Annotated in this window: 18 protein-coding genes; 6 read left to right on the top strand and 12 right to left on the bottom strand. The window is 37.6% G+C overall.

Annotation, left to right across the window (positions count from 1 at the left end; genetic code table 11):
* Positions 1-6: 6 nt before the first annotated feature.
* The 11 genes from ZA05_RS07480 to ZA05_RS07430 all read right to left on the bottom strand — a co-directional run bounded on the left by ZA05_RS07480 (position 7) and on the right by ZA05_RS07430 (position 13,458).
* Positions 7-2,043: a hypothetical protein gene (locus ZA05_RS07480; RefSeq protein WP_053991073.1), complete on the bottom strand. Its 2,037-nt coding sequence runs from the start codon at positions 2,041-2,043 to the stop codon at positions 7-9.
* Positions 2,044-2,094: 51 nt separating this feature from the next.
* On the bottom strand, positions 2,095-2,841 hold the full coding sequence (gene fabG, locus ZA05_RS07475; protein ID WP_053991072.1) for a 3-oxoacyl-[acyl-carrier-protein] reductase: 747 nt from the start codon (positions 2,839-2,841) through the stop codon (positions 2,095-2,097).
* A 149-nt stretch (positions 2,842-2,990) separates the two neighbouring features.
* A complete protein-coding gene (locus ZA05_RS07470) occupies positions 2,991-5,960 on the bottom strand; it encodes a pitrilysin family protein (protein WP_053991071.1) in 2,970 nt (989 codons plus the stop codon).
* Between the two features lie 106 nt (positions 5,961-6,066).
* Positions 6,067-6,939, bottom strand: coding sequence for a succinate--CoA ligase subunit alpha (sucD, locus tag ZA05_RS07465; RefSeq protein ID WP_053991070.1), 873 nt, complete (start codon positions 6,937-6,939; stop codon positions 6,067-6,069).
* Positions 6,940-7,010: 71 nt separating this feature from the next.
* Positions 7,011-7,418, bottom strand: coding sequence for a nuclear transport factor 2 family protein (locus ZA05_RS07460; RefSeq protein WP_053991069.1), 408 nt, complete (start codon positions 7,416-7,418; stop codon positions 7,011-7,013).
* A complete protein-coding gene (locus ZA05_RS07455) occupies positions 7,415-8,356 on the bottom strand; it encodes a UDP-3-O-(3-hydroxymyristoyl)glucosamine N-acyltransferase (protein WP_053991068.1) in 942 nt (313 codons plus the stop codon). Before ZA05_RS07455 ends, ZA05_RS07460 begins: the two co-directional genes overlap by 4 nt.
* A gap of 6 nt (positions 8,357-8,362) precedes the next feature.
* Complete coding sequence (gene efp / locus ZA05_RS07450; protein ID WP_053991067.1) at positions 8,363-8,929, bottom strand: elongation factor P; 567 nt, start codon at positions 8,927-8,929, stop codon at positions 8,363-8,365.
* A 4-nt stretch (positions 8,930-8,933) separates the two neighbouring features.
* Positions 8,934-9,719, bottom strand: coding sequence for an acyl-ACP--UDP-N-acetylglucosamine O-acyltransferase (lpxA, locus tag ZA05_RS07445; RefSeq protein ID WP_053991066.1), 786 nt, complete (start codon positions 9,717-9,719; stop codon positions 8,934-8,936).
* A 59-nt stretch (positions 9,720-9,778) separates the two neighbouring features.
* Positions 9,779-11,185 carry a bifunctional UDP-3-O-[3-hydroxymyristoyl] N-acetylglucosamine deacetylase/3-hydroxyacyl-ACP dehydratase gene (locus tag ZA05_RS07440; protein WP_053991065.1) on the bottom strand — a complete coding sequence of 469 codons (1,407 nt, stop codon included), beginning with the start codon at positions 11,183-11,185 and terminating at the stop codon, positions 9,779-9,781.
* Complete coding sequence (gene lpxD / locus ZA05_RS07435) at positions 11,172-12,200, bottom strand: UDP-3-O-(3-hydroxymyristoyl)glucosamine N-acyltransferase (RefSeq protein WP_053991064.1); 1,029 nt, start codon at positions 12,198-12,200, stop codon at positions 11,172-11,174. Before lpxD ends, ZA05_RS07440 begins: the two co-directional genes overlap by 14 nt.
* Before the next feature lie 25 nt (positions 12,201-12,225).
* Positions 12,226-13,458, bottom strand: a complete 1,233-nt coding sequence (locus ZA05_RS07430) for an HD domain-containing protein (RefSeq protein WP_053991063.1) — start codon at positions 13,456-13,458, stop codon at positions 12,226-12,228.
* Positions 13,459-13,492: 34 nt separating this feature from the next.
* On the opposite strand from ZA05_RS07430, the gene ZA05_RS07425 reads away from it, so the two are divergent.
* The 6 genes from ZA05_RS07425 (at position 13,493) to ZA05_RS07405 (ending at position 18,037) form a co-directional block, all read left to right on the top strand.
* Positions 13,493-15,046, top strand: coding sequence for a bifunctional response regulator/alkaline phosphatase family protein (locus ZA05_RS07425; RefSeq protein WP_053991062.1), 1,554 nt, complete (start codon positions 13,493-13,495; stop codon positions 15,044-15,046).
* 89 nt (positions 15,047-15,135) lie between these two features.
* Positions 15,136-15,600 carry a tRNA (adenosine(37)-N6)-threonylcarbamoyltransferase complex ATPase subunit type 1 TsaE gene (gene tsaE / locus ZA05_RS07420; RefSeq protein WP_369793853.1) on the top strand — a complete coding sequence of 155 codons (465 nt, stop codon included), beginning with the start codon at positions 15,136-15,138 and terminating at the stop codon, positions 15,598-15,600.
* Between the two features lie 157 nt (positions 15,601-15,757).
* Entirely contained in the window at positions 15,758-15,901 is a 144-nt protein-coding gene (locus ZA05_RS18330) for a hypothetical protein (protein ID WP_197276064.1), read from the top strand.
* 280 nt (positions 15,902-16,181) lie between these two features.
* Positions 16,182-16,397 (top strand): hypothetical protein, encoded by a 216-nt coding sequence (locus ZA05_RS18455; RefSeq protein ID WP_231632465.1) that lies wholly within the window; start codon positions 16,182-16,184, stop codon positions 16,395-16,397.
* 61 nt (positions 16,398-16,458) lie between these two features.
* Positions 16,459-17,658, top strand: a complete 1,200-nt coding sequence (locus tag ZA05_RS07410) for an alanine dehydrogenase (RefSeq protein ID WP_053991060.1) — start codon at positions 16,459-16,461, stop codon at positions 17,656-17,658.
* 7 nt (positions 17,659-17,665) lie between these two features.
* Positions 17,666-18,037, top strand: a complete 372-nt coding sequence (locus tag ZA05_RS07405; protein ID WP_053991059.1) for a DUF4258 domain-containing protein — start codon at positions 17,666-17,668, stop codon at positions 18,035-18,037.
* 91 nt (positions 18,038-18,128) lie between these two features.
* On the opposite strand, the gene ZA05_RS07400 is transcribed toward ZA05_RS07405, so the two are convergent.
* Complete coding sequence (locus ZA05_RS07400; protein ID WP_053991058.1) at positions 18,129-24,248, bottom strand: hypothetical protein; 6,120 nt, start codon at positions 24,246-24,248, stop codon at positions 18,129-18,131.
* Positions 24,249-24,591 lie beyond the last annotated feature (343 nt).

Here is a 24,591-nt window from a genome sequence, read left to right as displayed (position 1 = left end):
ATAAAATTAAATTAAACCTTTGTATTTTCTAATGAACCATTCTAGGGATAGGCTTAGCACAATAAGTCCTAGCAAATATTTCCAGTCTATTAAAGATACGATTTTTTTTGTGCTTTTTTGTAACGTTTGATACCTAGAATCCGAGGATATTAAGGATACCAACTCAGTAAATTGACTGTGAAAAAATGATTTGCCATTACTGGCTAAAGCTATGCTCTTAAGCTTTTGATTATTTGCGTTTAAAAATTGTTGTTCAACATTATAATCCAGAACTCTTAATTCGCCTTGTTTTGAAATGTTTTCATTTTCTACCTTAACGGTAAAACTATACTGTCCAGGAGCCAATCCACTCAAATCTACTTGATAGTTGGTGTTTTTCAGGACAAAGGGAAAACTAAACGCTTCATTGGTTTCCTGATTTTTTAAGGAAATCGTTATGGATGCATTAGAGTCGAACTCATAATTTTTGTTGAAGAATTGCGCTGTAATTTTAAGGTCGTCGTTGCCATTGTAAAACGATTCGTAATCTACATTCAATCGACTCTTATGTTGATTCGTGCTTAGATACTGTATTAGTTTCCCCATAAAATCATCAAACTTCTGAAAGGATTGCGCTTCCAAAAATGATTGTGCGCGCCATCTCCAAATACCTTCCCCAATTAGGACGGCTTGTCGTTGACCTCCTGTTTCAAATGTAGCCAATAAGGGTTCTTTCAATTGGGTGCCATTAATGGTTTTGAACAAAATAGGATCAATAGGTACCGTAAAAGTAAGTGGGCCGAATTCCGATTGTAAAGGAGGGAAATCAAAAAAGCCCAAATCCTCTATAATGAAAGTAGCATAGTTGGGATTTAAAGCAGGTTGAAAATCTTCAGTTTGACGTGTTATTTTTTGTTGGTAAAATGATTGCACACTATTCAAAAATGTCCAATTTGTCTTTGAACCTAAAATAACAAAGCTATTTAGTTTACGTTTTTCAATTTCGTCATAAACGAGCTTAAAACTAATGGTTGGTTGATATAATATAACCGATTGAAAATCTTGATTTGTACTCAGAAAATCTTTAGCTGTCAAGATTGTTGCAGACCGCTGTTCGTTACTTTCAATAGCCTTTTTTAAAGCTCCCAAATCTGGATGAACAATATCCGAAATGATGGCCACATTGTTTTTTTGATCAATTACTTCAACGGCAAAATTTTTGTAGTTGTTCACCGTGTTTTTTTCACCTTCCAAAGCTGTTAGTTCAGCTTTGTAATTATTGACGCCCACTCTATTGGCAGGAAGGGTTAATTGAATGATTCTGGAGGTGTTTTCAGGATTGAATTCCAAATGTTCGGAATGAACAAGCACATTGCCAGAGCTTATCTTAAGTTGGGTAGTTGTTTTGCCATTACCGTCGTAAACCGCAATAATTTCAATAGGAAACCTGTTTTTTAAATAGGCATATTTATTAACGTTTAACTGCTGTATTTTAAGGTCTTTATATTTAGTAGTGTCTCCTAATACAATTGGGTAAATAGGCTGATTATACACTCTGTTAGGTGCATATTCATAATCATTTCCGTAGGTTTGGTTACCATCGGTAATTAAGATGGTTGGTGCGATAGAATTACTATAGACTTCAGATAGCCTTTTAAAAGCAACCGACATATCCGATTGTTTTTCATTAAAGCTTAGAGAATCCAGAGGCTGTAGCTGCTTTCCAAAGCTGTAATATTCTACATTGAAATTGGAGTTTAAGGTCTCGTCGGACTTTAAAGCACTTATTATATTCTCGACATTTTCCTCTTGTTGTAAATAGGAAACAGATTCGGAATTGTCGATTGCCACAACTAGGTTGGGTTTTTCATTGTAATAAGTTACTTTTTCAAACTTAGGATTAATGAGTAACAATAAAACTGAAAACACCGTAATAAATCTCAAAAAGGCCAAAAATATATGGGTCTTTGTTCGTTTCTTGGATTTATATATATACTGAAAAAGCGCTACTAGTAGCGCTATTATTCCAGCAATTATGATATATAAAATTGTTATGTCATTCATTAACAATTGGTTTTGGTTGATGTGTTTAAATGTTGTTATAGGTGCTAACCATTAGGTTAACATTCCTCCATCAACATTAAGTGTTTGCCCTGTAACATAGGCACTCATATCACTCGCCAAGAACACACAAACATTAGCAATATCTTCTGGAGTACCACCACGCTTTAAAGGAATGGCATCTCTCCAACCTTTCACTGTATTTTCATCCAATTTAGCCGTCATTTCTGTTTCAATAAAACCAGGAGCTACCACATTACATCTAATGTTTCTGGACCCCAACTCCAAAGCAACGGATTTTGAGAATCCAATGATTCCTGCTTTAGAAGCTGCATAATTGGTTTGTCCTGCATTTCCTTTAACTCCAACCACAGAACTCATATTGATTATAGACCCTTGACGTTGCTTTAACATGGTGCGTTGCACGGCTTTGGTCATGTTAAACACCGATTTAAGGTTGACTTCTATTACCTTATCAAAATCCTCTTCGCTAATACGCATTAAAAGGTTGTCCTTTGTAATACCGGCGTTATTTATTAAAATATCAATGCTTCCAAATTCCTTTACCACATCTTCCACCAAGGATTGAGCCTGGTTGAAATCAGCAGCGTTGCTTTGGTATCCTTTTGCCTTTACCCCCATATCATTTAATTCTTTTTCCAAGGCATTTGCTGCTTCTACCGAAGAACTGTAGGTAAATGCTACATTTGCCCCTTGTTGAGCAAATACTTCGGCGATTCCCTTTCCTATTCCTCGACTAGCCCCTGTAATGATGGCTGTTTTTCCTTCTAGTAATTTCATTTTAATTTTTACGATTGGTTGCTTATTATTTCTAATAAACAATAATTGTTTACACTATTTTATTAATGTCAAATATAGCAATTACAAGTTGCAAGAAATAAAAAAACCTCACAAATTGTTGTGAGGTTTTTAACAGATTAAAGTTGAGATTACAACTTAACTTCTTCGGGTTTTTCGTAGTTGAACAGGTAATCAATATCCATTTCCTGCACTTCGCCCAATTTGGCCAAAGCATTAAAATCGATTTCCTTCTTGTTACCTATTACCATAACATTATAGTTTTCACCTTTAATGTTTTCATTGAAGAAGTTACGCAGATCTTCCATAGTCATACCTTGGATCTTGTTATAGATTTCTTCCCTATTATCATAATCGATACCTCTTTTCTTTAAACGCTCATAATTCCAGAAAATACTGGATTTAGTAATACGCCCCGCAGCTATTTTCTTTAATGCCGCTTCTTTGGCTGCATCAAATTGCTCCTCAGCCTCTGGCATATTGGTCATCAATTCCATCATAGCATCCACAGCTTGCGGCATTTTGTTGGCTTGTGTACCTATATAAGCTCTCACATAGTTAGATTTATCTTTTTCTGAAGCATCACTATAATTTGCCCATGCAGAATAAGCTAAAGACTTAGATTCTCTTATTTCCTGAAATACAATAGATGATAAGCCGCTTCCAAAATACGTGTTAAACAAGGTTGAAGCCGCCATATTTTCTGGCTTGAATGGCTCTCCTTTGGCTAAGAATAACATTTCAGACTGTACCATGTCAAAATCAACAAAGTAAACATTACCTCCAGTTTCTTGCTCAATATAAGTAGTTTCTTCTGGGTAGGTCTTCAATTCTGAAGGAATTGAATGATGACTATTAAGAGCCGCTACTGCCTTATCCACATCTTTTCCGTAATAGAAAATGCGTTGTTCAAAGTTTCTTAAATCTTTTACCAAATCCACCAATTCTTGCGGATCTTGAGCTTTTAACTCCTCTGCTTGCATGATGTTTCTCAAGCGGGAATTTTCACCATATTTACCATAGTTCATTAATCCATTGTGTAGAATATTTCCTTTTTGAGTTTTACCATCTTCCCTGCTCTTCAAGATTTTGTCTACATACTTGTCATAAGATTCTTGATCTGCTACAGCATTGGTCCATAAGTTTTCCAACAACTCCAAACCTTTAGGTAGATTTTCCTTCAAACCACTTAAACCTACATAAGATGTGTCATAACCGGTACTTACATAGTAATTGATTCCTAATTTATAGAATTCCTTTTTCAGATCTTCTGCAGAATAGGAGTCTGTTCCCAAATATTCCAAATAGCCAACGGCCAATCCTAACTTTTTGTCATGGTCACTTCCCATGTCAAAAATGATATTCAAGTTGAACAAATCGTTCAATTCATTCTCTATGTAGGATACTTTAATTCCATTGGAAGTGGATACTTCTTTGATGGCCTCTTTATAATCAACAAACAATGGTTGCAATGGTTGTGGCTCAATCTTGTTGAAGTTGGTTAAATACTCAGAACTTTTGTCTCTGTTAAGGTTTACTGGCGTAATTCCTGGGTTTTCTACTTTTACAATAGTGCTATCTTCCCCTTGACGTTTGTAGGTTACCACATAGTTGTCTTTGTAAAATTGATTGGCAAAATCAACCACTTGCTGCTTAGTATAGCCTTTTAAATCATTCAAGAATTTCACTTTATCCTGCCAATCTTCGTGATGTATGAAGGCATTGTAGTACATAGAAGCTAAGGCTGTACTGTTTTCGTATTGTTGGGTTTGATTCAGTTTTAAATCATTTACAACAGCATCGATCATCCAATCCTCAAACTCTCCATTTTTTAATTTTTCAACTTGTGCCAATAATAAGTCTTTAACTTCATCTAAAGTTTGGCCTTGTTTAGGACTGCCGTTAAATACGTGATATCCATAGTCATTTAAAAAAGTTGGACTACAACTCGCGTATTGCACAACTTGTTGTTGGTTCAAGTTTAAATCGATAAGACCCGCATTTCCGTTGGCCAAAATCATATCACATAAAGTGACCAATTTTTCTTCTTCAGTGTTCACTCCTTTTGAACGGAATGCGATAGAAATACTTTCAGATTGAGGTCCAAACACCTCTCTGACCACAGGTGCAGAAATAGGTTCTTCTTTAGGCAATTCTGGATGCACAACTTCTTTACGCTCCATTTTACCAAAGGTTTCGTTCACTTTTTTGATAGTGGCATCAAAATCCAAATCACCAACCAATACTACAGCCATATTGTTAGGCACATAGTATTTATTGAAATAATTGTGGATATCAACCATTGATGGGTTTTTCAAGTGCTCTCCTGTTCCAATAGTGGTTTGTTGCCCATAAGGATGGTTAGGGAACAGACCATCCAACATAGCAAAATAGGACTTTCTAAAGTCATTATCTTGCCCTCTGTTGAACTCTTCAAAAACAGCTTCTAATTCTGTATGGAACAAACGCAGTACCAATTGACTAAAACGTTCGCTTTCCAAGTCCAGCCATTTATCCAATTCATTGGCAGGGATTTTGTTTTTATAAACAGTTTCTTCAAACCAAGTGTGGGCATTGGTTCCTGTGGCACCTAATGAACTTACCATTTTGTCGTATTCATTAGCCACACAGTAGTTGGATGCCTCTAAAGAAACCTCGTCAATCTTCTTATAGATTTCCTTTTTCTTTTCAGGGTCTGTTGCTGCTCTATGTTGTTCGTATAAATCGGAAATTTGTTCCAAATACACTTTTTCTTTTTCCCAATCTAGTGCACTGATCTCGTCGGTGCCTTTAAATACCATATGCTCTAAATAGTGAGCAAGACCGGTAGATTCTTTTGGGTCGTAATTGGATCCTGCTCTTACAGCAATGTAAGTTTGGATTTTTGGCTCGTCGTTATTTTTACTCAAGTATACTTTCAATCCATTTTCCAGGGTGTATAAACGTAAGCCTGTTGGATCGTCTGCAACGGTTTCATAGGTAAAACCGCTGGGGTCGTTGTGGGTTTCTATGGCATAGGCCATATCGGCGCTTTTCTCCGTCTTACAGCCATAGGCCAGCAGAAAAAATACCAAAAGGTAAAGAGGATTAAATTTTCTCATGCTAATAATTTGATTAGTTTTTTTGGTGAAATAAAAAAAATTCCGTTGACTAAAATAAGTCAACGGAATGATAACGAGTTTGTTTTGTATGTATTTTAACAGTTTTTTATGCTAAAACCTCGGCAACTTTTTTACCAATTTCGGCAGGAGAATCCACAACATGGATTCCACAAGCACTCATAATTTTCTTTTTGGCTTGTGCTGTATCGTCGCTTCCACCTACAATAGCACCAGCATGTCCCATTGTACGTCCAGCGGGAGCAGTTTCACCAGCAATAAATCCTACAACAGGTTTTTTGCTTCCACTTTCCTTGTACCAGTTTGCAGCATCAGCTTCCAATTGACCACCGATTTCACCAATCATGACAACGGCTTCAGTTTCTGGATCATTGATTAAAAGTTCAACAGCTTCTTTTGTAGTAGTTCCAATAATTGGGTCTCCACCAATACCAATAGCAGTAGTGATTCCTAAACCTTGTTTTACAACTTGGTCGGCCGCTTCATATGTTAGTGTACCAGATTTAGAAACAATCCCAACCTTACCTTTTTTGAATACAAAACCAGGCATGATACCAACTTTCGCTTCACCTGGAGTGATTACTCCTGGACAGTTAGGTCCAATCAATCTACAATCTTTATCCTTAATATAATCTGCAGCTTTGATCATGTCTGCCACAGGAATTCCTTCAGTAATTGTAATGATAACTTTGATACCGGCATCAGCAGCTTCCATAATAGCATCTGCAGCAAACGCAGGCGGAACGAAAATAATAGTAGTATCAGCCTCTACTTCCTTAACAGCTTCTGCTACGGTATTGAAAACAGGCTTATCCAAGTGCGTTTGTCCACCTTTTCCAGGGGTTACACCTCCTACTACATTGGTTCCATATTCAATCATTTGCCCAGCGTGAAACGTACCTTCACTACCAGTAAAACCTTGAACTATAATTTTTGAATCTTTATTTACTAAAACACTCATTTATATCTAGTTTTTTATTTTTAATTATGCTCGAACAAAAGTAAACTTTTAACATCTAATTAAAAGTATTTTTAAAGTTTTATTTCCGAAAATGATTTAAGACTAGGAAGACTTTCGTCGGCTAATTGACTTATCTCATGACCTCTATAAAGTTTGCCATCCTTTAGCTCCCAAATGGTAATAAAATGGGCCATAGGCTCCTCTTCTTCAGGAGTTTCAATTGGATGGACATACATGGTGTACCTGATGGTTATGAAGTTACCATCCTGGAGCATATGACTAATTTGATTTCTTGCGGAAGAATATGCTTTGCTAAAGTTTTTAAACAATAATTCTATGTCGGAGTAGTTTAACTCTTTAAACCCAGTACTACTGTTCCAATTCAACTGGCAGTTTTCATGGAAAAATTCTGATGGCTTAAAGGCTTCACTACCAAAATCTGAATGATAAAAACTCGTTACAAATTCTTTTGCTGTCATTGCTTTATATTTTTGATATCGTCCAATATTTTCGGGATCTGCTTGATCATGGCCATTTCTTTGAGTTTTTGCCTAGATTCCTCTGCCGGGTAACCAAAATAGGTTTTATGACCTTCAAGTGATTTACTCACCCCGGATTGCGCTAATATTACTGCTTTCTCACCAATGGTAATACCACTGGTGCTTCCTACCTGTCCCCAAATGGTTACTTCATCCTCAATGACCACACAGCCAGCAATACCAGCTTGGGAGGCGATCAAACATTTTTTACCTATTACCGTATCATGACCAATTTGAATTTGGTTATCCAATTTAGAGCCCTCACCTATGATAGTGTCTCCGGTCACGCCTCGATCTATCGTACAAGCAGCGCCAATATCCACATTGTCTTTTATCACCACTCTTCCTCCAGACAGCAATTGATCGAAACCTTCAGGACGATTTTTGTAATAGAAGGCATTAGCTCCCAAAATAGTTCCTGCATGGATGGTGACATTGTCACCGATAACGGCATCGTCGTAAATACTTACATTGGAATGAATGATGCAGTTATCCCCAATGATTACATTGTTCCCAATGAAACAATTAGGCTGTATAATAGTATTCTCCCCTATTTTTGCCGTTGGGGCAATAGCCACATTAGAAGCTTGGAAGGGTTTGAAATGGCGTGTCAATTTATTGAAATCCCTAAAAGGATCCTCACTTACCAAAAGTGCCTTTCCATCAGGGCATTCAACCTCTTTATTGATTAACACAATAGTAGCCGCCGAATTAAGCGCCTTATCATAATACTTTGGATGATCCACAAACACAATATCTCCGGGTTCAACGACATGAATTTCATTCATTCCGAGTACAGGAAAATCTTCTGGACCAACAAAATCACAACCAATCAAGGTTGCGATTTCTTTAAGCTTATATGTTTTTGGAAATTTCAATTAAAGTTATTCTTTAATTCGTTCCTTGTAAGTTCCTTTGTCAGTTTCAACTTTAATCTTGTCGCCTTCGTTGATAAATAAAGGAACGTTGATTTCTGCACCTGTTTCAACAGTCGCAGGCTTAGTAGCGTTAGTTGCAGTGTTTCCTTTAACGCCTGGTTCTGTATGCGTAACTTCCAAAATAACACTAGCAGGCATTTCTACTGATAAAGGCATGTTATCTTCAGTATTAATGATTACAGTTACCACTTCACCTTCCTTCATCAAATCTGGTCTATCTAAAGCTCCTTCTGTTAATTGGATTTGCGTGTAATCCTCGGTATTCATAAAATGGTAGTATTCACCATCGTTGTATAAAAATTGAAATTTGTGCGTTTCAACACGTACATCTTCAATTTTGTGTCCAGCAGAAAACGTATTGTCCAAAACTTTTCCTGTAGTTACACTTTTCATTTTGGTTCTTACGAAAGCTGGACCTTTACCAGGCTTTACGTGTAAAAACTCAATGATTTTGTATATATCGTTGTTGTATCTGATACATAATCCGTTTCTGATATCTGATGTAGTTGCCATAAAATTAATTTGATTTAAAATATCCTTTCATTATTCCGCGCTGAGAATCCTTAATAAATTGAAGTATCTCATCACGCTCTGGAGTGGCCTCCATTTCTGCTTCGATGATTTCTGCAGCTTGTGTATTGTTGTAATTTTTTTGATATAAAATTCGGTAGATGTCCTGTACCTCCCTAATTTTTTCAGTTGAAAACCCTCGGCGTCTCAACCCTACAGAGTTGATTCCAACATAAGAAAGAGGCTCTCTTGCAGCTTTTACAAAAGGCGGCACATCTTTTCTTACCAAAGACCCTCCGGTTACAAAAGCATGGTTACCAATTGAACAGAATTGGTGTACTGCAGTCATACCTGCCAACACTACAAAATCGCCCACGGTAATATGACCTGCCAAGGTGGAATTGTTGGAGAAGATACAATTGTCTCCCACGATACAATCGTGTGCAATGTGGCAATATGCCATGATCAAACAGTTGTTGCCAACTACCGTTTTCATTCTATCTGAAGTCCCTCTGTTAATGGTTACACATTCTCTAATGGTAACATTATCACCAATAATGGTAAGTGTATCTTCATCTTTATATTTCAAGTCCTGAGGAACTGCCGAAATTACAGCCCCTGGAAAAATATTACAATTTTTCCCAATTCTAGCACCTTCCATAATGGTTACATTGCTTCCAATCCAAGTGCCTTCTCCAATAGTTACATTGTTATGGATAGTTGCAAATGGCTCAATAACCACATTTTTGGCTATTTTGGCACCGGGATGCACATATGCTAAAGGTTGGTTCATCTTTTGATTTTTATTGTTGTAAAATCCATTCTAATTGAGTTTTCAATTTAGATTTTAGATTATTTAATCTTTGAAATTTGTGCCATCAATTCAGCTTCGGCACATAGTTTACCATTGGCGTAGGCATATCCCTGCATATGACAGATCCCTCTTCTAATAGGCGTAATCAAATCACATTTGAAAATAAGCGTATCTCCAGGCACTACTTTGTGTTTGAATTTCACTTTGTCAATCTTCATGAAATACGTCAGGTAGTTTTCAGGATCTGGCACTGTACTCAACACCAAAATACCTCCTGTTTGAGCCATAGCCTCTACAATTAAAACTCCTGGCATTACAGGAGCTCCAGGGAAATGTCCCGCGAAGAAAGGCTCGTTCATAGTGACATTTTTCATACCAACCACGCAGCTATCAGACAGTTCAAATATTTTGTCAATCAACAAAAATGGCTGTCTATGAGGCAACATGCTCATAATTTGGTTGACATCCATTAACGGTGTTTGATTTAAGTCGATTGTAGGAACGTTGTTACGTCTTTCGTTCTTTATAACCTTAGACATTTTTTTCGCAAACTGTGTGTTTACGTAGTGTCCCGGTTTATTGGCAATAATTTTACCTTTTATATGTGTTCCTACCAAAGCCAAGTCCCCTATTACATCCAATAGCTTGTGTCTAGCAGCTTCGTTGGGATGGTGTAAGGTTAAATTATCCAAAATTCCATTTGGCTTGATGGTTAAATCATCTTTGTTGAAAGCCAATTTAAGCTTCTCTAAAGTTTGAGGAGATAATTCTTTATCTACATAAACGATAGCATTGTTTAAATCTCCCCCTTTAATTAGACCATGGTCCAATAGCATTTCCAATTCATGTAAAAAGCTAAAGGTACGGGAATCTGATATTTCCTCTTTAAAATCGGAAATATGGTTTAAAGTAGCATTTTGAGTGCCAAGCACTTTGGTCCCGAAGTCTACCATGGTAGTTACTTGGTATTCTTTTGCAGGCATGACAATAATCTCACTTCCAGACTCTTCATCTGAATAAGAGATAATTTCGGTAACCACATATTCTTCCCTGAAATCCTCTTGCTCCACAATGCCCGCTTTTTCCAAAGCTTCGATAAAATACTTTGAGGAACCATCCATAATAGGAGGCTCTGAGGCATTTAATTCAATTATAATATTGTCTAAATCCAAACCTACCAAAGCAGCCAAAACATGCTCGGAAGTTTGAATTTTAACTCCGTTTTTTTCTAAACAAGTTCCTCTTTGAGTGTTGGTAACATATGTTGCATCGGCTTCAATTACAGGATTTCCCTCAAGATCGACCCTTTCAAAAGTAAAACCATTGTTTACTGGTGCAGGTTTAAACGTAAGGGTTACATCTTTACCTGTATGCAAGCCAACACCTGTTAAAGACACTTCTTTTTGAATGGTCTTTTGCTTAACGTCTGTTTTAATTATTGCCATTTACCTTTTTTTCGATTTCGTTTATATCTTTTACAATCTTAGGAAGATTTTTAAAGTGAACATAGGATTTGTTATATTCACCATACCCCAAGGCAGGAGATCCTTGCAAGACCTCATTGTCCTTGATGTTTCTTCCAATCCCAGACTGTGCTTGTATTTTAACGTTATTTCCAATACTTAAATGGCCTGCTATTCCTACCTGTCCTCCAATCTGACAATTCTGGCCTATTTTAGTAGATCCTGCAACTCCTGTTTGGGCTGCAATCACCGTATTTTTTCCAACTTCAACGTTGTGTGCTATCTGTATCTGGTTGTCTAGTTTAACCCCTTTTCTAATAATAGTAGAGCCTAAAGTTGCTCTATCAATAGTAGTAGTAGCTCCAATGTCCACATAATCTTCAATGATTACATTTCCAATTTGAGGAACTTTACTGTATTCTCCATTTTCATTAGGTGCAAATCCAAAACCATCGGCGCCAATAATAGCTCCTGAATTGATGACACAATTGCTTCCAATTACACAGTCCGAATACACTTTTGCTCCTGCAAACACAATAGTATTATCACCAATGATGACATTATCTCCTATGTAAGCGCTCGGGTATATTTTTACATTGTTCCCAACTTTCACATTGTCTCCAAGATAAGAAAAAGCCCCAACATAGATATTTTCACCATATTTAGCTGTTTCCGATATAAATGATGGCTGTTCAATACCATTTTTATTTAGCTTAATATGGTTGTAATATTCTAAAAGTTTTGAAAACGATTTGTAGGCATCTTCCACCTTTATTAAAGTAGTTGTAATAGGTTCTTCAACTACAAAATTGTGATTAACAATGGTAATAGATGCTTGAGTTGAATAAATATAAGGTTTGTATTTTGGATTTGCCAAAAAGGTAAGCGAACCTTGTGTTCCTTCCTCTATTTTAGAGAGTTTATAGACCTCTACTTCTGGATTTCCAACGACGTCTCCCTCTAAAATTTCCGCTATTTGTATTGCTGTAAATTTCATCAGTGGCAAAAATAGAAAAAATGTATCACATTTTGTCCTTGGGATAACATATATAATATTTGGTCACAGGTTTGGATAGTGCTTTGATATGAAACTGGCCTGATGCCTTTCCTATTTTAACAATCTTTCCCGTTTTCTTCAGAATATGTATCGGTTGGCATTTAGGGTTGTAAGCCTGATTTGAAATATCTCCGGTAAAAACAAAATAAGAGGCTTCATATTCAGAAATACCATAATCATCCATCAAGTTCTTGACTTGTTTTTCGATTAGCCCCTCCTTTATTTTATTCTCTTTAAATTTTATTTTTAGAAGGTCCCGATTAATAATCATACTACTTAGGTTACTCAATACAAAATCGTCATGATATTGCCATTCTTTCATGGCTGAGATAATATCATTGTCATCCAATCTTGAGAATAATTCCAAATCGTTCTCACTAAAGTTTTCAACGGTTACTTCACGTTCCAAAAAATAAGAAAGCGGTTTGCTAGCATTTAAGTAAATTCCTGAACTCGTGAGTTCCTTGGCACGTTTTAATACACGGGTTAATAATTGCTCTGCTACCAATCCTGTTTTATGCAAGTAAACCTGCCAATACATGAACCTTCGTGCAATCAAAAACTTCTCTACACTGTAAATGGCCTTCTCCTCTACTACCAATTGGTCATCAACCACATTAAACATCGTGATTAAGCGTTCACTATTCACATTACCTTCTGCCACACCCGTATAAAAGCTGTCTCGCTTTAGGTAATCAGAACGATCCATATCCAACTGACTAGAAATTAATTGGCACATAAACTGGCGGTGATAGTTTCCTTTGAAAATATCTAGGGCAAGCGTTAAACTTCCGTTAAATTCTTCGTTTAAACGCTCCATAAATAGAAGTGAAATAGTCTCATGGGAAACTCCGTTTACAATGCTATGCTCCATGGCATGCGAAAATGGACCGTGCCCAATGTCATGTAATAAAATGGCAATATAAAGTGCATTTTCCTCTTCTTCAGAAATTTCAATCCCTTTAAAACGAAGCACATTCAAGGCTTTTTGCATTAAATGCATGCAGCCAATAGCGTGATGGAATCGTGTGTGATGAGCTCCTGGATATACCAAATAGGACATGCCCATTTGGGTAATTCTTCGGAGGCGCTGAAAATATTTGTGTTCAATCAAATCAAAAATCAACGAATTCGGAATAGTAATAAATCCGTAAATTGGGTCGTTAAATATTTTGAGTTTGTTTACTTTATTTTCCAAACTTGAGCTATTACATTAATTTAAACAAATATACATGAACCAAATAAATATTCTTTGGGTTGATGATGAAATCGACCTGCTTAAGCCTCATATCTTATTCTTAGAAAAAAAACAATACAGCGTTACAACTTGCCAAAGTGGTACAGAAGCACTGGAGGCAATTAATAATTCCAGTTTCGACATTGTATTCCTGGATGAAAATATGCCAGGACTTACGGGATTGGAAACCTTAACGGAGATAAAAGAGAAAAGGGCCAATCTTCCTGTGGTAATGATTACTAAAAGTGAAGAGGAATATATCATGGAAGAAGCCATAGGTAGTAAAATTGCCGATTATTTGATAAAACCAGTAAATCCGAACCAGATATTACTGAGCTTAAAGAAGAATCTGGACCATTCGCGATTAATTTCTGAAAAGACCACTTCCAATTACCAACAGGAATTCCGAAAAATAGCAATGGACTTAACCATGGTCAACAGTTTTGAAGAATGGGAAGACCTTTACCAGAAATTGCTGTATTGGGAGTTGCAACTAGAGGACATTGAAGATGTGGGGATGACAGAAATTTTGGAGTCACAAAAAAACGAGGCAAACTTACAATTTGGGAAATTTGTAGAAAAGAATTATGCCTCTTGGTTTAAAGATGTTGAAGACGCTCCGGTTATGTCGCATAGGTTGTTTAAGGAAAAAGTAGTGCCGGAGTTGAGTAAGGAACAACCAACTTTATTGGTTGTAATTGACAATTTACGCTATGATCAATGGAAATCCTTTGAGCCATTTGTGAACAATTATTACAAAAAGACTGCAGAGGAACCTTATTTCAGTATACTACCTACAGCTACCCAATATGCCAGAAACGCCATATTTTCAGGTCTAATGCCTGGTGACATGGAAAAACTACACCCCAATCTTTGGAAAAATGACACGGACGAGGGAGGTAAAAATCTACATGAAGAAGAGTTCATGGAGCATCAGTTGAAAAGATTAGGGTTGAAAGATTTAAAATTTGAATATCATAAAATAACTAATCTTAAATCAGGAAAAAAACTAGTAGACAATTTCAAGGCCTTAAAAAACAATGACCTCACGGTAGTCGTTTATAATTTTGTGGATATGCTCTCGCACTCCAAAACAGAAATGGAAGTAGTGAAGGAACTTGCTTCCAATGACAAGGCTTACAGATCATTAACTCAAAGCTGGTTTAAAAATTCTCCCTTATTGGAAATGATACAGCAAGCACAGCTTTTAGGTTTTAAATTAATATTGACTACAGATCATGGAACCATTAATGTAAAAAGCCCTTCAAAAGTAATTGGTGATCGTGACACAAGCTTGAACTTAAGATATAAAACAGGTAGAAGCTTAACCTATGAAAATAAGGATGTCTATGCTATAAAAGATCTAAAGTCGGTGAACCTGCCTTCCATTAATATGACAAGCTCTTTTATTTTTGCTAAAGGGGATGCGTTTTTGGCATATCCAAACAACTATAATCACTATGTAAGTTATTACCGAAACACCTATCAACATGGAGGCATTTCTCTAGAGGAAATGATTATCCCTTTTGTAGTTTTGGAGCCTAAATAATCTATGTAATACAAAAATATTCGATGAAATACTTGTTTTTTTAGGAAATTCATATATTTATTCATATAATTGTATTCATAAATAATCCATTGAATAAATTGAAAATCAGTTACGAAATACATGATATTGAAACTGTTGTAAAAAAGGTTTTAAATGAAGTAAACTCAAAAACCCTTCTGTTTTACGGAAAAATGGGTGTTGGAAAAACAACTTTAATAAAAGCCTTGGTGAAAGCTCTTGGTAGCAACGATACTGTAAGTAGCCCTACATTTTCGATTGTGAATGAATATAACCTTGAAAAAGGTTCTGTTTATCATTTTGATTTTTATAGAATAGAAGATGAAGAAGAGGCTCTGAATTTTGGTGTGGAAGAATATCTGTATAGTGATGCGTGGATTTTGATGGAATGGCCAGAAAAAATACCTTCATTATTGCCAGAAGATGCCGTTTCTATGGAAATTGTAACTGACGAAAATGGCCAAAGAACCCTAAAATTAACCCAAAACATAAAACTAACTGGACAAAACAACATGAAGCCTCAAAATTTTTTATAAAAAACAGGTGTTTGCCCACCTGACGATTGCTAAAGACTACGGAAAAACCGTAACATACTCGGGATTTGGCAATATGATTTTAACATTTCTTTAACAGTTTTTGTAAGCTGTTACCTATAAATTTGAATCATATTAATTAATTAAATCCCTTGAAATTATGAAAACTAAAAAGTATGTATTAGCAATTGCTATTTTTGGTGGAATGTTGTTTGCAGCTCAGGCTACAAATTTAATCGACCTAAATGACCAAGTCAAAACTGAAATTCAAAAGAAACCAAGACCAATCATTCCTGGTACCTAAAAAAATAACTAAGAGAGTTGTATCTGGTAGTATCATTGCTACTATAATTGCTGCAACCCCCTTATTTTATTCTTTATATGAAAGTGTTCCTGCTCAAAAAGTATGGGACACTTTTTTATTTACTTACGATAGTACCTTTTGGAAAGACGCCAATTATGCCATGTGGGTTCTGACAGGTAAAGTTGTCCCTTTATTATTACTTCTTTTATGGTTTTTTACTTGTCGTCATTGGTGGTACCATACTTTACTAGTACCTATTCTTATGTATCTTATCCAGATTATGACTACCATAAAAGGTGACACAGAATATATTGATGAATTCCAATTAGTTTCTATGCTCCCTGTAATGGCCATAGTCATTCCTTCAATCTATTTGATAAGAGCCAGAATGTTTAGTAAAATAAATGATGTAGACAAAACCATGCAGGAATTGGAGGATGAATTTAAAATTGGTCCTCCCAAAAATTTCATGGGAAGGCTTAAGGACTATTTTTAGTCTTAAAATCAGCTTTTATATCAAAATTTTATTTGTAATTTGAGTTTTTAATTCAACTTAAATGAGCAAACCCTTATCTCCTTTTACAAAAGCACAGCTTTTGCCTCAGGAAGAGACTTTAGAGGTCTACAAAAAAAAAGGTGAACTTTTTATTGGCATTCCAAAAGAAACACATTTTCAAGAAAAAAGAGTATGCTTGACGCCTGATGCAGTTTCTGCTTTAGTATCAAATGGCCATAAAGTTATGGTGGAATCTGGTGCGGGTGAAGGTGCTAATTTCAGAGACAAAACCTATAGCGATGCTGGTGCCGAAGTAACCAAGGACACGGCTAAGGTTTTTGCCAATCCTATTATCTTAAAGGTAGAACCACCTTCTTTAGATGAAATTAAACTTATCAATCCGCATACCCTTCTTATATCTGCATTACAGCTAAAAACACAGCAGAAGAAATATTTTGAAGCCCTAGCAGCTAAACGTATAACTGCTTTAGCTTTTGAATTTATAAAGGATGAAGATGGCGCATACCCTGCCGTAAGGTCGCTAAGTGAAATTGCAGGAACAGCTTCAGTTTTAATTGCTTCAGAATTATTATCAAATATCAATGGAGGTAATGGCCTAATGTTTGGAAACATTACAGGCGTTCCTCCTACCGAGGTTGTTATTATTGGAGCAGGAACAGTTGGTGAGTTTGCTGCAAGATCTGCGATTGGATTAGGTGCTAACGTTAAAATGTTTGATAACTCGATTACCAAATTAAGAAGATTACAATTCAATCTTGGCCAAACTATCTATACATCTACAATACAGCCAAAGAATCTTATCAAAGCCTTAAAACGTTGCGATGTGGCCATTGGTGCAGTTAGAGGTTCCAACAGAGCCCCTGTAATTGTCACAGAAGACATGGTGAGCTGTATGAAGAATGGATCGGTGATTATAGATGTAAGTATTGATATGGGGGGATGTTTTGAAACAAGTGAAGTTACCAATCATGACAAACCAACTTTTGAATACAATGGAGTTACCCATTATTGTGTTCCCAATATCCCTGCTCGATATTCTAGATCAGCCTCGGTAACGATTAGTAATATCTTCACCCCCTATCTAATGCAAATTGGTGAAGACGGAGGAATCGAAGATGCGATTAGATATGATCGCGGTTTAAAAAATGGGTTGTATTTTTACCACGGAATTCTTACCAACAAATCTGTTGCGGATTGGTTCGGTTTGAATTACAGTGACGTAAATCTTCTAATTTTTTAAATATTATATGAAATTAATACAACGTATTGGATACTACTTAGGTGGTTTTTCCATTGGATTAATATTTTTAGCATTTTTCTTAAAAGGAAAAAACACATCTTGTAGCTATGGGCCTAATGCCAGAACAATAAAAAACATTTCGTTGAAAAAGAAAGTGTATTCAAAAGAAGCATTGGCAACCATGCAATTGCATGAATTGGATACTATCGCTATTTCAGAACTCATCTGGTCTGGAAATGTCAATTTTTCCAAAAGCAATACCAAGCCTAAAGATTGCAAAACCTATGTTATAGAGAATTCCTTAGAAAACAAAGAAGTTATTATCGATGTTGAAAATTGTGATTCCATCGCTAAAATATTGTTGGTACATTTAAAGTAATGGCCTTCATAAATTAATGACTTTATAGAAAATGAAAAAAGCGCGACTAATTGTCGCGCTTTTTGTTTGATGCTATTTCTAAATTGAAACCTTAGTTGAATACAGTTTTCTTAGTGATAACCTCAGTGCCATTACAAAGAACTTTGATAATAAATGCTCCGTTTTTGAAACTTGAAGTATCAATATCCAAAGTAAATTCTTCACCTTCCAAAAGTTGGTTTAAATCAATTTGATAAACAAGGTTTCCTTGCATGTCATAAATCGCAATACTTTGAACACTTTGGTATCCCGAAAAATTTAAGGTTAATATATCAGCTCTTTTATTGAAATAAAAACTAAACTCGCCTTCTGTAATCTCTGGGCCAACAATTGCATCACAATCTACTACATTAATGGATACAGAAGCCTGGTCTTCATCCAACTCATTGTAAACAGTTACCGTGTATTCGGTAGCCTCTTCTGGAGTTACGGTGATACTTTGAGTTGTTTCACCATTGCTCCAAAGAAATTCATCACCTCCAGAAGCTGTTAATACAACACTCTCACCCAAACATACTTCCAGACTTTCTGCTACTATTTCAGCAGAAACAGGCTCAATAACCTTTACAGTAACCTGTTGAGTAGCCTCACATCCATTGATAAAGCCAGTTACTTCATAAACGGTAGTTACAGTCGGGCTTACTGCAATATTTGGTTCTGTAGCACCATTGCTCCAAACATAATTATTTGCGCCTATAGCTGATAAGGTTACATAATCTCCCAACAGAATTGTTACTACTTCTCCATTAGTGATGTTCACATTAGGAAGAGGGTTTACTGTTACGGTAACGTCGTCCGTTCCTTCGTTCTCTCCGATATAAGCAATTACCGAATAAGTTGTAGTTGCGTCTGGGCTTACAGTGATACTCGCGGTAGTCTCACCTGTATTCCATAGGTAAGTGTCACCTCCGGTTGCAGTCAGTGTCACGTTGCTTCCCTGACAGATGGTTTGGTCCTCACCTGCATTGGCATTAACGATTACAGTCGTATCCTCTTCAACGGTTACGGTCACCGTATCGGTAGCCTCACATCCGTTTACAAATCCAGTCACTTCATAGGTCGTGGTTACAGCTGGACTTACGGTGATTGTAGCGGCCGTTGCTCCTGTGTTCCACTCATAGGTATTACCTCCGGTTGCGGTAAGTGTTACGCTCTCACCTTCGGTGATCGTTACATTGGCTCCTGCATCCACTACAGGCAATTCATTTACCGTTACGGTAACGTTGTCCGTTCCTTCGCTCTCTCCGATATAAGCAATTACCGAATAGGTAGTGGTTGCTTCTGGGCTTACAGTGATGCTAGCGGTAGTTTCACCTGTGTTCCATAGGTAAGTGTCTCCTCCGGTTGCAGTCAACGTCACGTTGCTTCCCTGACAGATGGTTTGGTCCTCACCTGCATTGGCATTAACGATTACAGTCGTATCCTCTTCAACGGTTACGGTCACCGTATCGGTAGCCTCACATCCGTTTACAAATCCAGTCACTTCATAGGTCGTGGTTACAGCTGGACTTACGGTGATTGTAGCGGCCGTTGCTCCTGTGTTCCACTCATAGGTATTACCTCCGGTTGCGGTAAGTGTTACGCTCTCCCCTTCGGTGATTGTTACATTGGCTCCAGCATCCACTACAGGCAATTCGTTTACGGTTACTGTTACTTCATCCGTTCCTTCATTTTCTCCGATATAAGCAGTTACCGAATAGGTAGTCGTTGCCTCTGGGCTTACAGTGATGCTAGCCGTAGTCTCACCTGTGCTCCATAGGTAAGTGTCACCTCCGGTTGCAGTCAACGTCACGTTACTTCCCTCACAGATGGTTTGGTCCTCACCTGCATTGGCATTTACTATTACAGTGGTATCCTCTTCAACGGTTACGGTCACCGAATCGGTAGCCTCACATCCATTTACGAATCCAGTCACTTCATAAGTGGTGGTTACAGCTGGGCTTACAGTGATTGTAGCGGCCGTTGCTCCTGTGTTCCATTCATAAGTGTTTCCTCCGGTTGCGGTAAGCGTTACGCTCTCCCCTTCGGTGATTGTTACGTTGGCTCCTGCATTTACTACAGGTAATTCATTTACGGTTACGGTTACTTCGTCCGTTCCTTCATTTTCTCCGATATAAGCAGTTACCGAATAGGTAGTCGTTGCCTCTGGGCTTACAGTGATGCTAGCCGTAGTCTCACCTGTGTTCCATAAATAAGTATCACCTCCGGTTGCAGTCAACGTCACGTTACTTCCCTCACAGATGGTTTGGTCCTCGCCTGCATTGGCATTTACTATTACAGTGGTATCCTCTTCAACGGTTACGGTCACCGTATCGGTAGCCTCACATCCGTTTACAAATCCAGTCACTTCATAGGTCGTGGTTACAGCTGGGCTTACAGTGATTGTAGCGGCCGTTGCTCCTGTATTCCATTCATAGGTATTTCCTCCGGTTGCAGTAAGCGTTACGCTCTCCCCTTCGGTGATTGTTACATTGGCTCCAGCATCCACTACAGGCAATTCGTTTACGGTTACTGTTACTTCATCCGTTCCTTCATTTTCTCCGATATAAGCAGTTACCGAATAGGTAGTCGTTGCCTCTGGGCTTACAGTGATGCTAGCCGTAGTCTCACCTGTGCTCCATAGGTAAGTGTCACCTCCGGTTGCAGTCAACGTCACGTTACTTCCCTCACAGATGGTTTGGTCCTCACCTGCATTGGCATTGACGATTACAGTCGTATCCTCTTCAACGGTTACGGTCACTGTATCGGTAGCCTCACATCCGTTTACAAATCCAGTCACTTCATAGGTTGTGGTTACAGCTGGGCTTACAGTGATTGTAGCGGCTGTAGCTCCCGTATTCCATACATAAGTATTTCCTCCCGTTGCGGTAAGTGTTACGCTCTCCCCTTCGGTGATTGTTACATTAGAACCTGCATCCACTGTTGGCAATTCGTTTACGGTTACGGTTACTTCGTCCGTTCCTTCATTTTCTCCTATATAAGCAGTTACCGAATAGTTAGTCGTTGCCTCTGGGCTTACAGTGATGCTAGCCGTAGTTTCACCTGTGTTCCATAGGTAAGTGTCACCTCCGGTTGCAGTCAATGTTACTGTACTTCCCTCACAGATTGTTTGGTCCTCACCCGCATTGGCATTTACTATTACAGTCGTATCCTCTTCAACGGTTACGGTAATCGTATCGGTAGCCTCACATCCGTTTACAAATCCAGTCACTTCATAGGTCGTAGTTACAGCTGGGCTTACAGTGATTGAAGCGGCTGTAGCTCCTGTGTTCCATTCATAGGTATTTCCTCCTGTAGCGGTAAGTGTTACGCTCTCCCCTTCGGTGATTGTTACATTGGCTCCTGCATCGATTACAGGCAATTCATTTACGGTTACAGTAACTTCGTCCGTTCCTTCGCTCTCTCCGATATAAGCGGTTACCGAATAGGTAGTCGTTGCCTCTGGGCTTACGGTGATGCTAGCAGTAGTCTCACCAGTGTTCCATAGGTAAGTGTCACCTCCGGTTGCAGTCAATGTCACTGTGCTTCCCTGACAGATAGTTTGGTCCTCACCTGCATTGGCATTAACGATTACAATCGTATCCTCTTCAACGGTTACGGTCACCGTATCGGTAGCCTCACATCCGTTTACAAATCCAGTCACTTCATAGGTTGTGGTTACAGCTGGGCTTACAGTGATTGTAGCGGCCGTTGCTCCTGTGTTCCATTCATAGGTATTTCCTCCGGTTGCGCTAAGCGTTACGCTCTCCCCTTCGGTGATTGTTACATTGGCTCCAGCATCCACTGTTGGCAATTCGTTTACGGTTACGGTTACTTCGTCTGAAGCCGCACAAGAATTAGAGGAGACTTCAACAGAATATATTGTTGTTGTATTAGGATTTACAGAGATACTTGCAGTTGTTTCCCCTGTGTTCCATAGGTAATTCGTTCCTCCTGTAGCTGTTAATGTCACTGACTCACCTTGACAGATGCTCACATCATTACCTGCATTTGCAGAAGGAAGTGTATTTACTGTTACGGTTACCTGATCTGTGTCAGAATTACTTCCGGCACTGCTATAGGCAGTCACAGTATAAGTAGTAGTTTCATCCGGCGATACGGTGATACTTGCTGTAGTAGCTCCATTACTCCACTCATAAGTACTACCTCCGGTAGCTGTTAAAGTAACAGTTTCACCTTGACAAATTTCCTGATTTTGACCAGCGTCGGCGATTACGCTGTTATCTACCAAAAAAACTGTGACGGTATCTGTGGTCTCACAACCATTACTATACCCTGTGACTTCATATGTTGTGGTTTGTGCAGGACTCACTGTAATACTTTGAGTAGTAGCTCCTGTATTCCAGCTGTAGGTATTAGCTCCTGAAGCGGTAAGTGTTACACTTTCTCCATATCCAATAGTTACATTGTTTCCTGCATTTACTTGTGACAATTCATTAACCGTTACAGTAACTTCATCTGAATCAGAACAAGAATTAGAGGTTACTTCAACCGAATAAGTAGTTGTTGAGTTAGGGCTTACTGTAATACTTTGAGTAGTAGCTCCTGTATTCCAAAGGTAGCTTCCTCCTCCTGAAGCAGTAAGTGTTACATTATTTCCTTGACAGATACTTACATCATTTCCCGCATTTGCAGTTGGAAGTGCATTTACTGTAACTGTCACTTCATCTGTGTCAGAGTTACTTACAGTGCTTCCATAAGCAGTTACTGTATAAGTGGTAGTTTCCTCTGGAGATACTTCAATACTTGCCGTAGTTTCTCCGTTGCTCCATTCGTATGTAGTACCACCTGTAGCTGTTAATGTTACAGACTCACCTTCACAAATTTCTTGATCTTCTCCTGCATTGGCGGTAACGGTTTCATTACCGTTTCCCAAGGTCATACCGTTTAAGTAATACTCTAAGTTTGTATACCCGTCTGGTTGAACAATGTTCCTGTCTGATGCATCGTTAGGGTTTAAACCATTTGCAATTTCCCAAGAGTTTGGCATACCATCATCATCAGAATCAGTTAGTGCTGTTCCTCCAGATATTGTTGGATAGATACCCGAAGAAGCTAAAGCACCATTACCTGCGTTATATTGATTAATAAGCCTGTTATCCACTGCATCCCTATTAGGCAAACTACAACCTACATGAGATAATATATTATTAGCAACTTGATTAGCATTCACAGCTTCAATTCCAGAACTTAGATAAGGAGTTGTTTCAATATAAGGGGATAAAGCGCTGTTATATTCACTCGCACCTCCTGCGGTAATATTTCCACTAATATATGCATAAGTTTCAGAGGCTGTACCTTGACCACTTGTTGTACCATCAACCATAGACCCATTCACTGTAACTTGGCTAGATTTTCTATAATGATTGTTTAGTACCGTAAACTTCGTACCTAAACTTGGTGACGTCGACCATTTACAACCATAAATCAAATTGTTAATCATTTCAAAACTAAATGTTCCTGGGTCCGGATAGTTGGAACGAATATTTCTCTCACTATTATGAGCAAAAAGATTATTATAATAAGTCTTATTGTATGTTCCTGGGCCCGCTAAAGCTCCGTATCCGCTTTCGGATACAATTGAATTTTGAAGTGTAACATTTTGGACCTTTCCTGAACCAACTGCTCTAATATCGAAATTTTCGTCATCAGACCAACTTATAGAACAATGATCAATAATGATATTTTCAACAGTCCCGCTCCAAGCAGTAATATTTAAACCATCAGCTGTATTTGCTGCGGATGGACCAGGTCGAAAACGTAAATACCTTATGATAACATTTGAATCTTCAACTATAACCATTGATCCTTTTATTAGAATCCCATCACCTGGAGCTGTCTGTCCTGCTACAGTTACATCTCCATTTGTAACACTCAATGCACTAGTCAAAGTAATAGTCCCGCCAACCTCAAAGACAATGGTCCTTGGTCCTGACGAATATTGAAGTGCTTGTCTCAAACTTCCAGGTCCACTATCATTTAAGTTGGTAACTTTTAAGACGACTCCTCCTCTTCCCCCTGTGGCATGTCTACCAAAACCTTTGGCTGAAGGGAAAGCTAATTGTTGAGAAAAAGAATTGAAATTAATAAATAATAGTAATAAAAATAGAAATGTTTTTACACAAAAGTTGTGCACACCACTAAAGTGGCAGTTAAAATTTGGGGACTTCATATGCTATTAATTTTGGGGCGTACTTATCGTACTAATTGTTGTGTAATTGTTTTTTGTAATTTTATTAAAAATCCGTTGTAAAGAAAAATATATCCGATATAAGTCAATAATAATAAGGAATTAACTTACTTTGATTGTATTTTTCAATGAAAAAACTGACTTAATAATCCTTATTATCAAATCAGGAGTGCAATAATATCTATTTAATTACGAATGAGTTACATAAAAAGACTTTTTATTAGAAACTTTAACATCTGTACGAAATTTCAATTGTAAAAACAAATTTATTTTTATATATAATTACTTACAATGAAAATTTTAATCCTGAAGTCTTGTTAGAATG

It is taken from the genome of Mangrovimonas sp. TPBH4, assembly GCF_001280505.1.
Lineage (GTDB): Bacteria > Bacteroidota > Bacteroidia > Flavobacteriales > Flavobacteriaceae > Mangrovimonas_A.
This window is presented reverse-complemented; position numbering and strand designations above follow the sequence as displayed.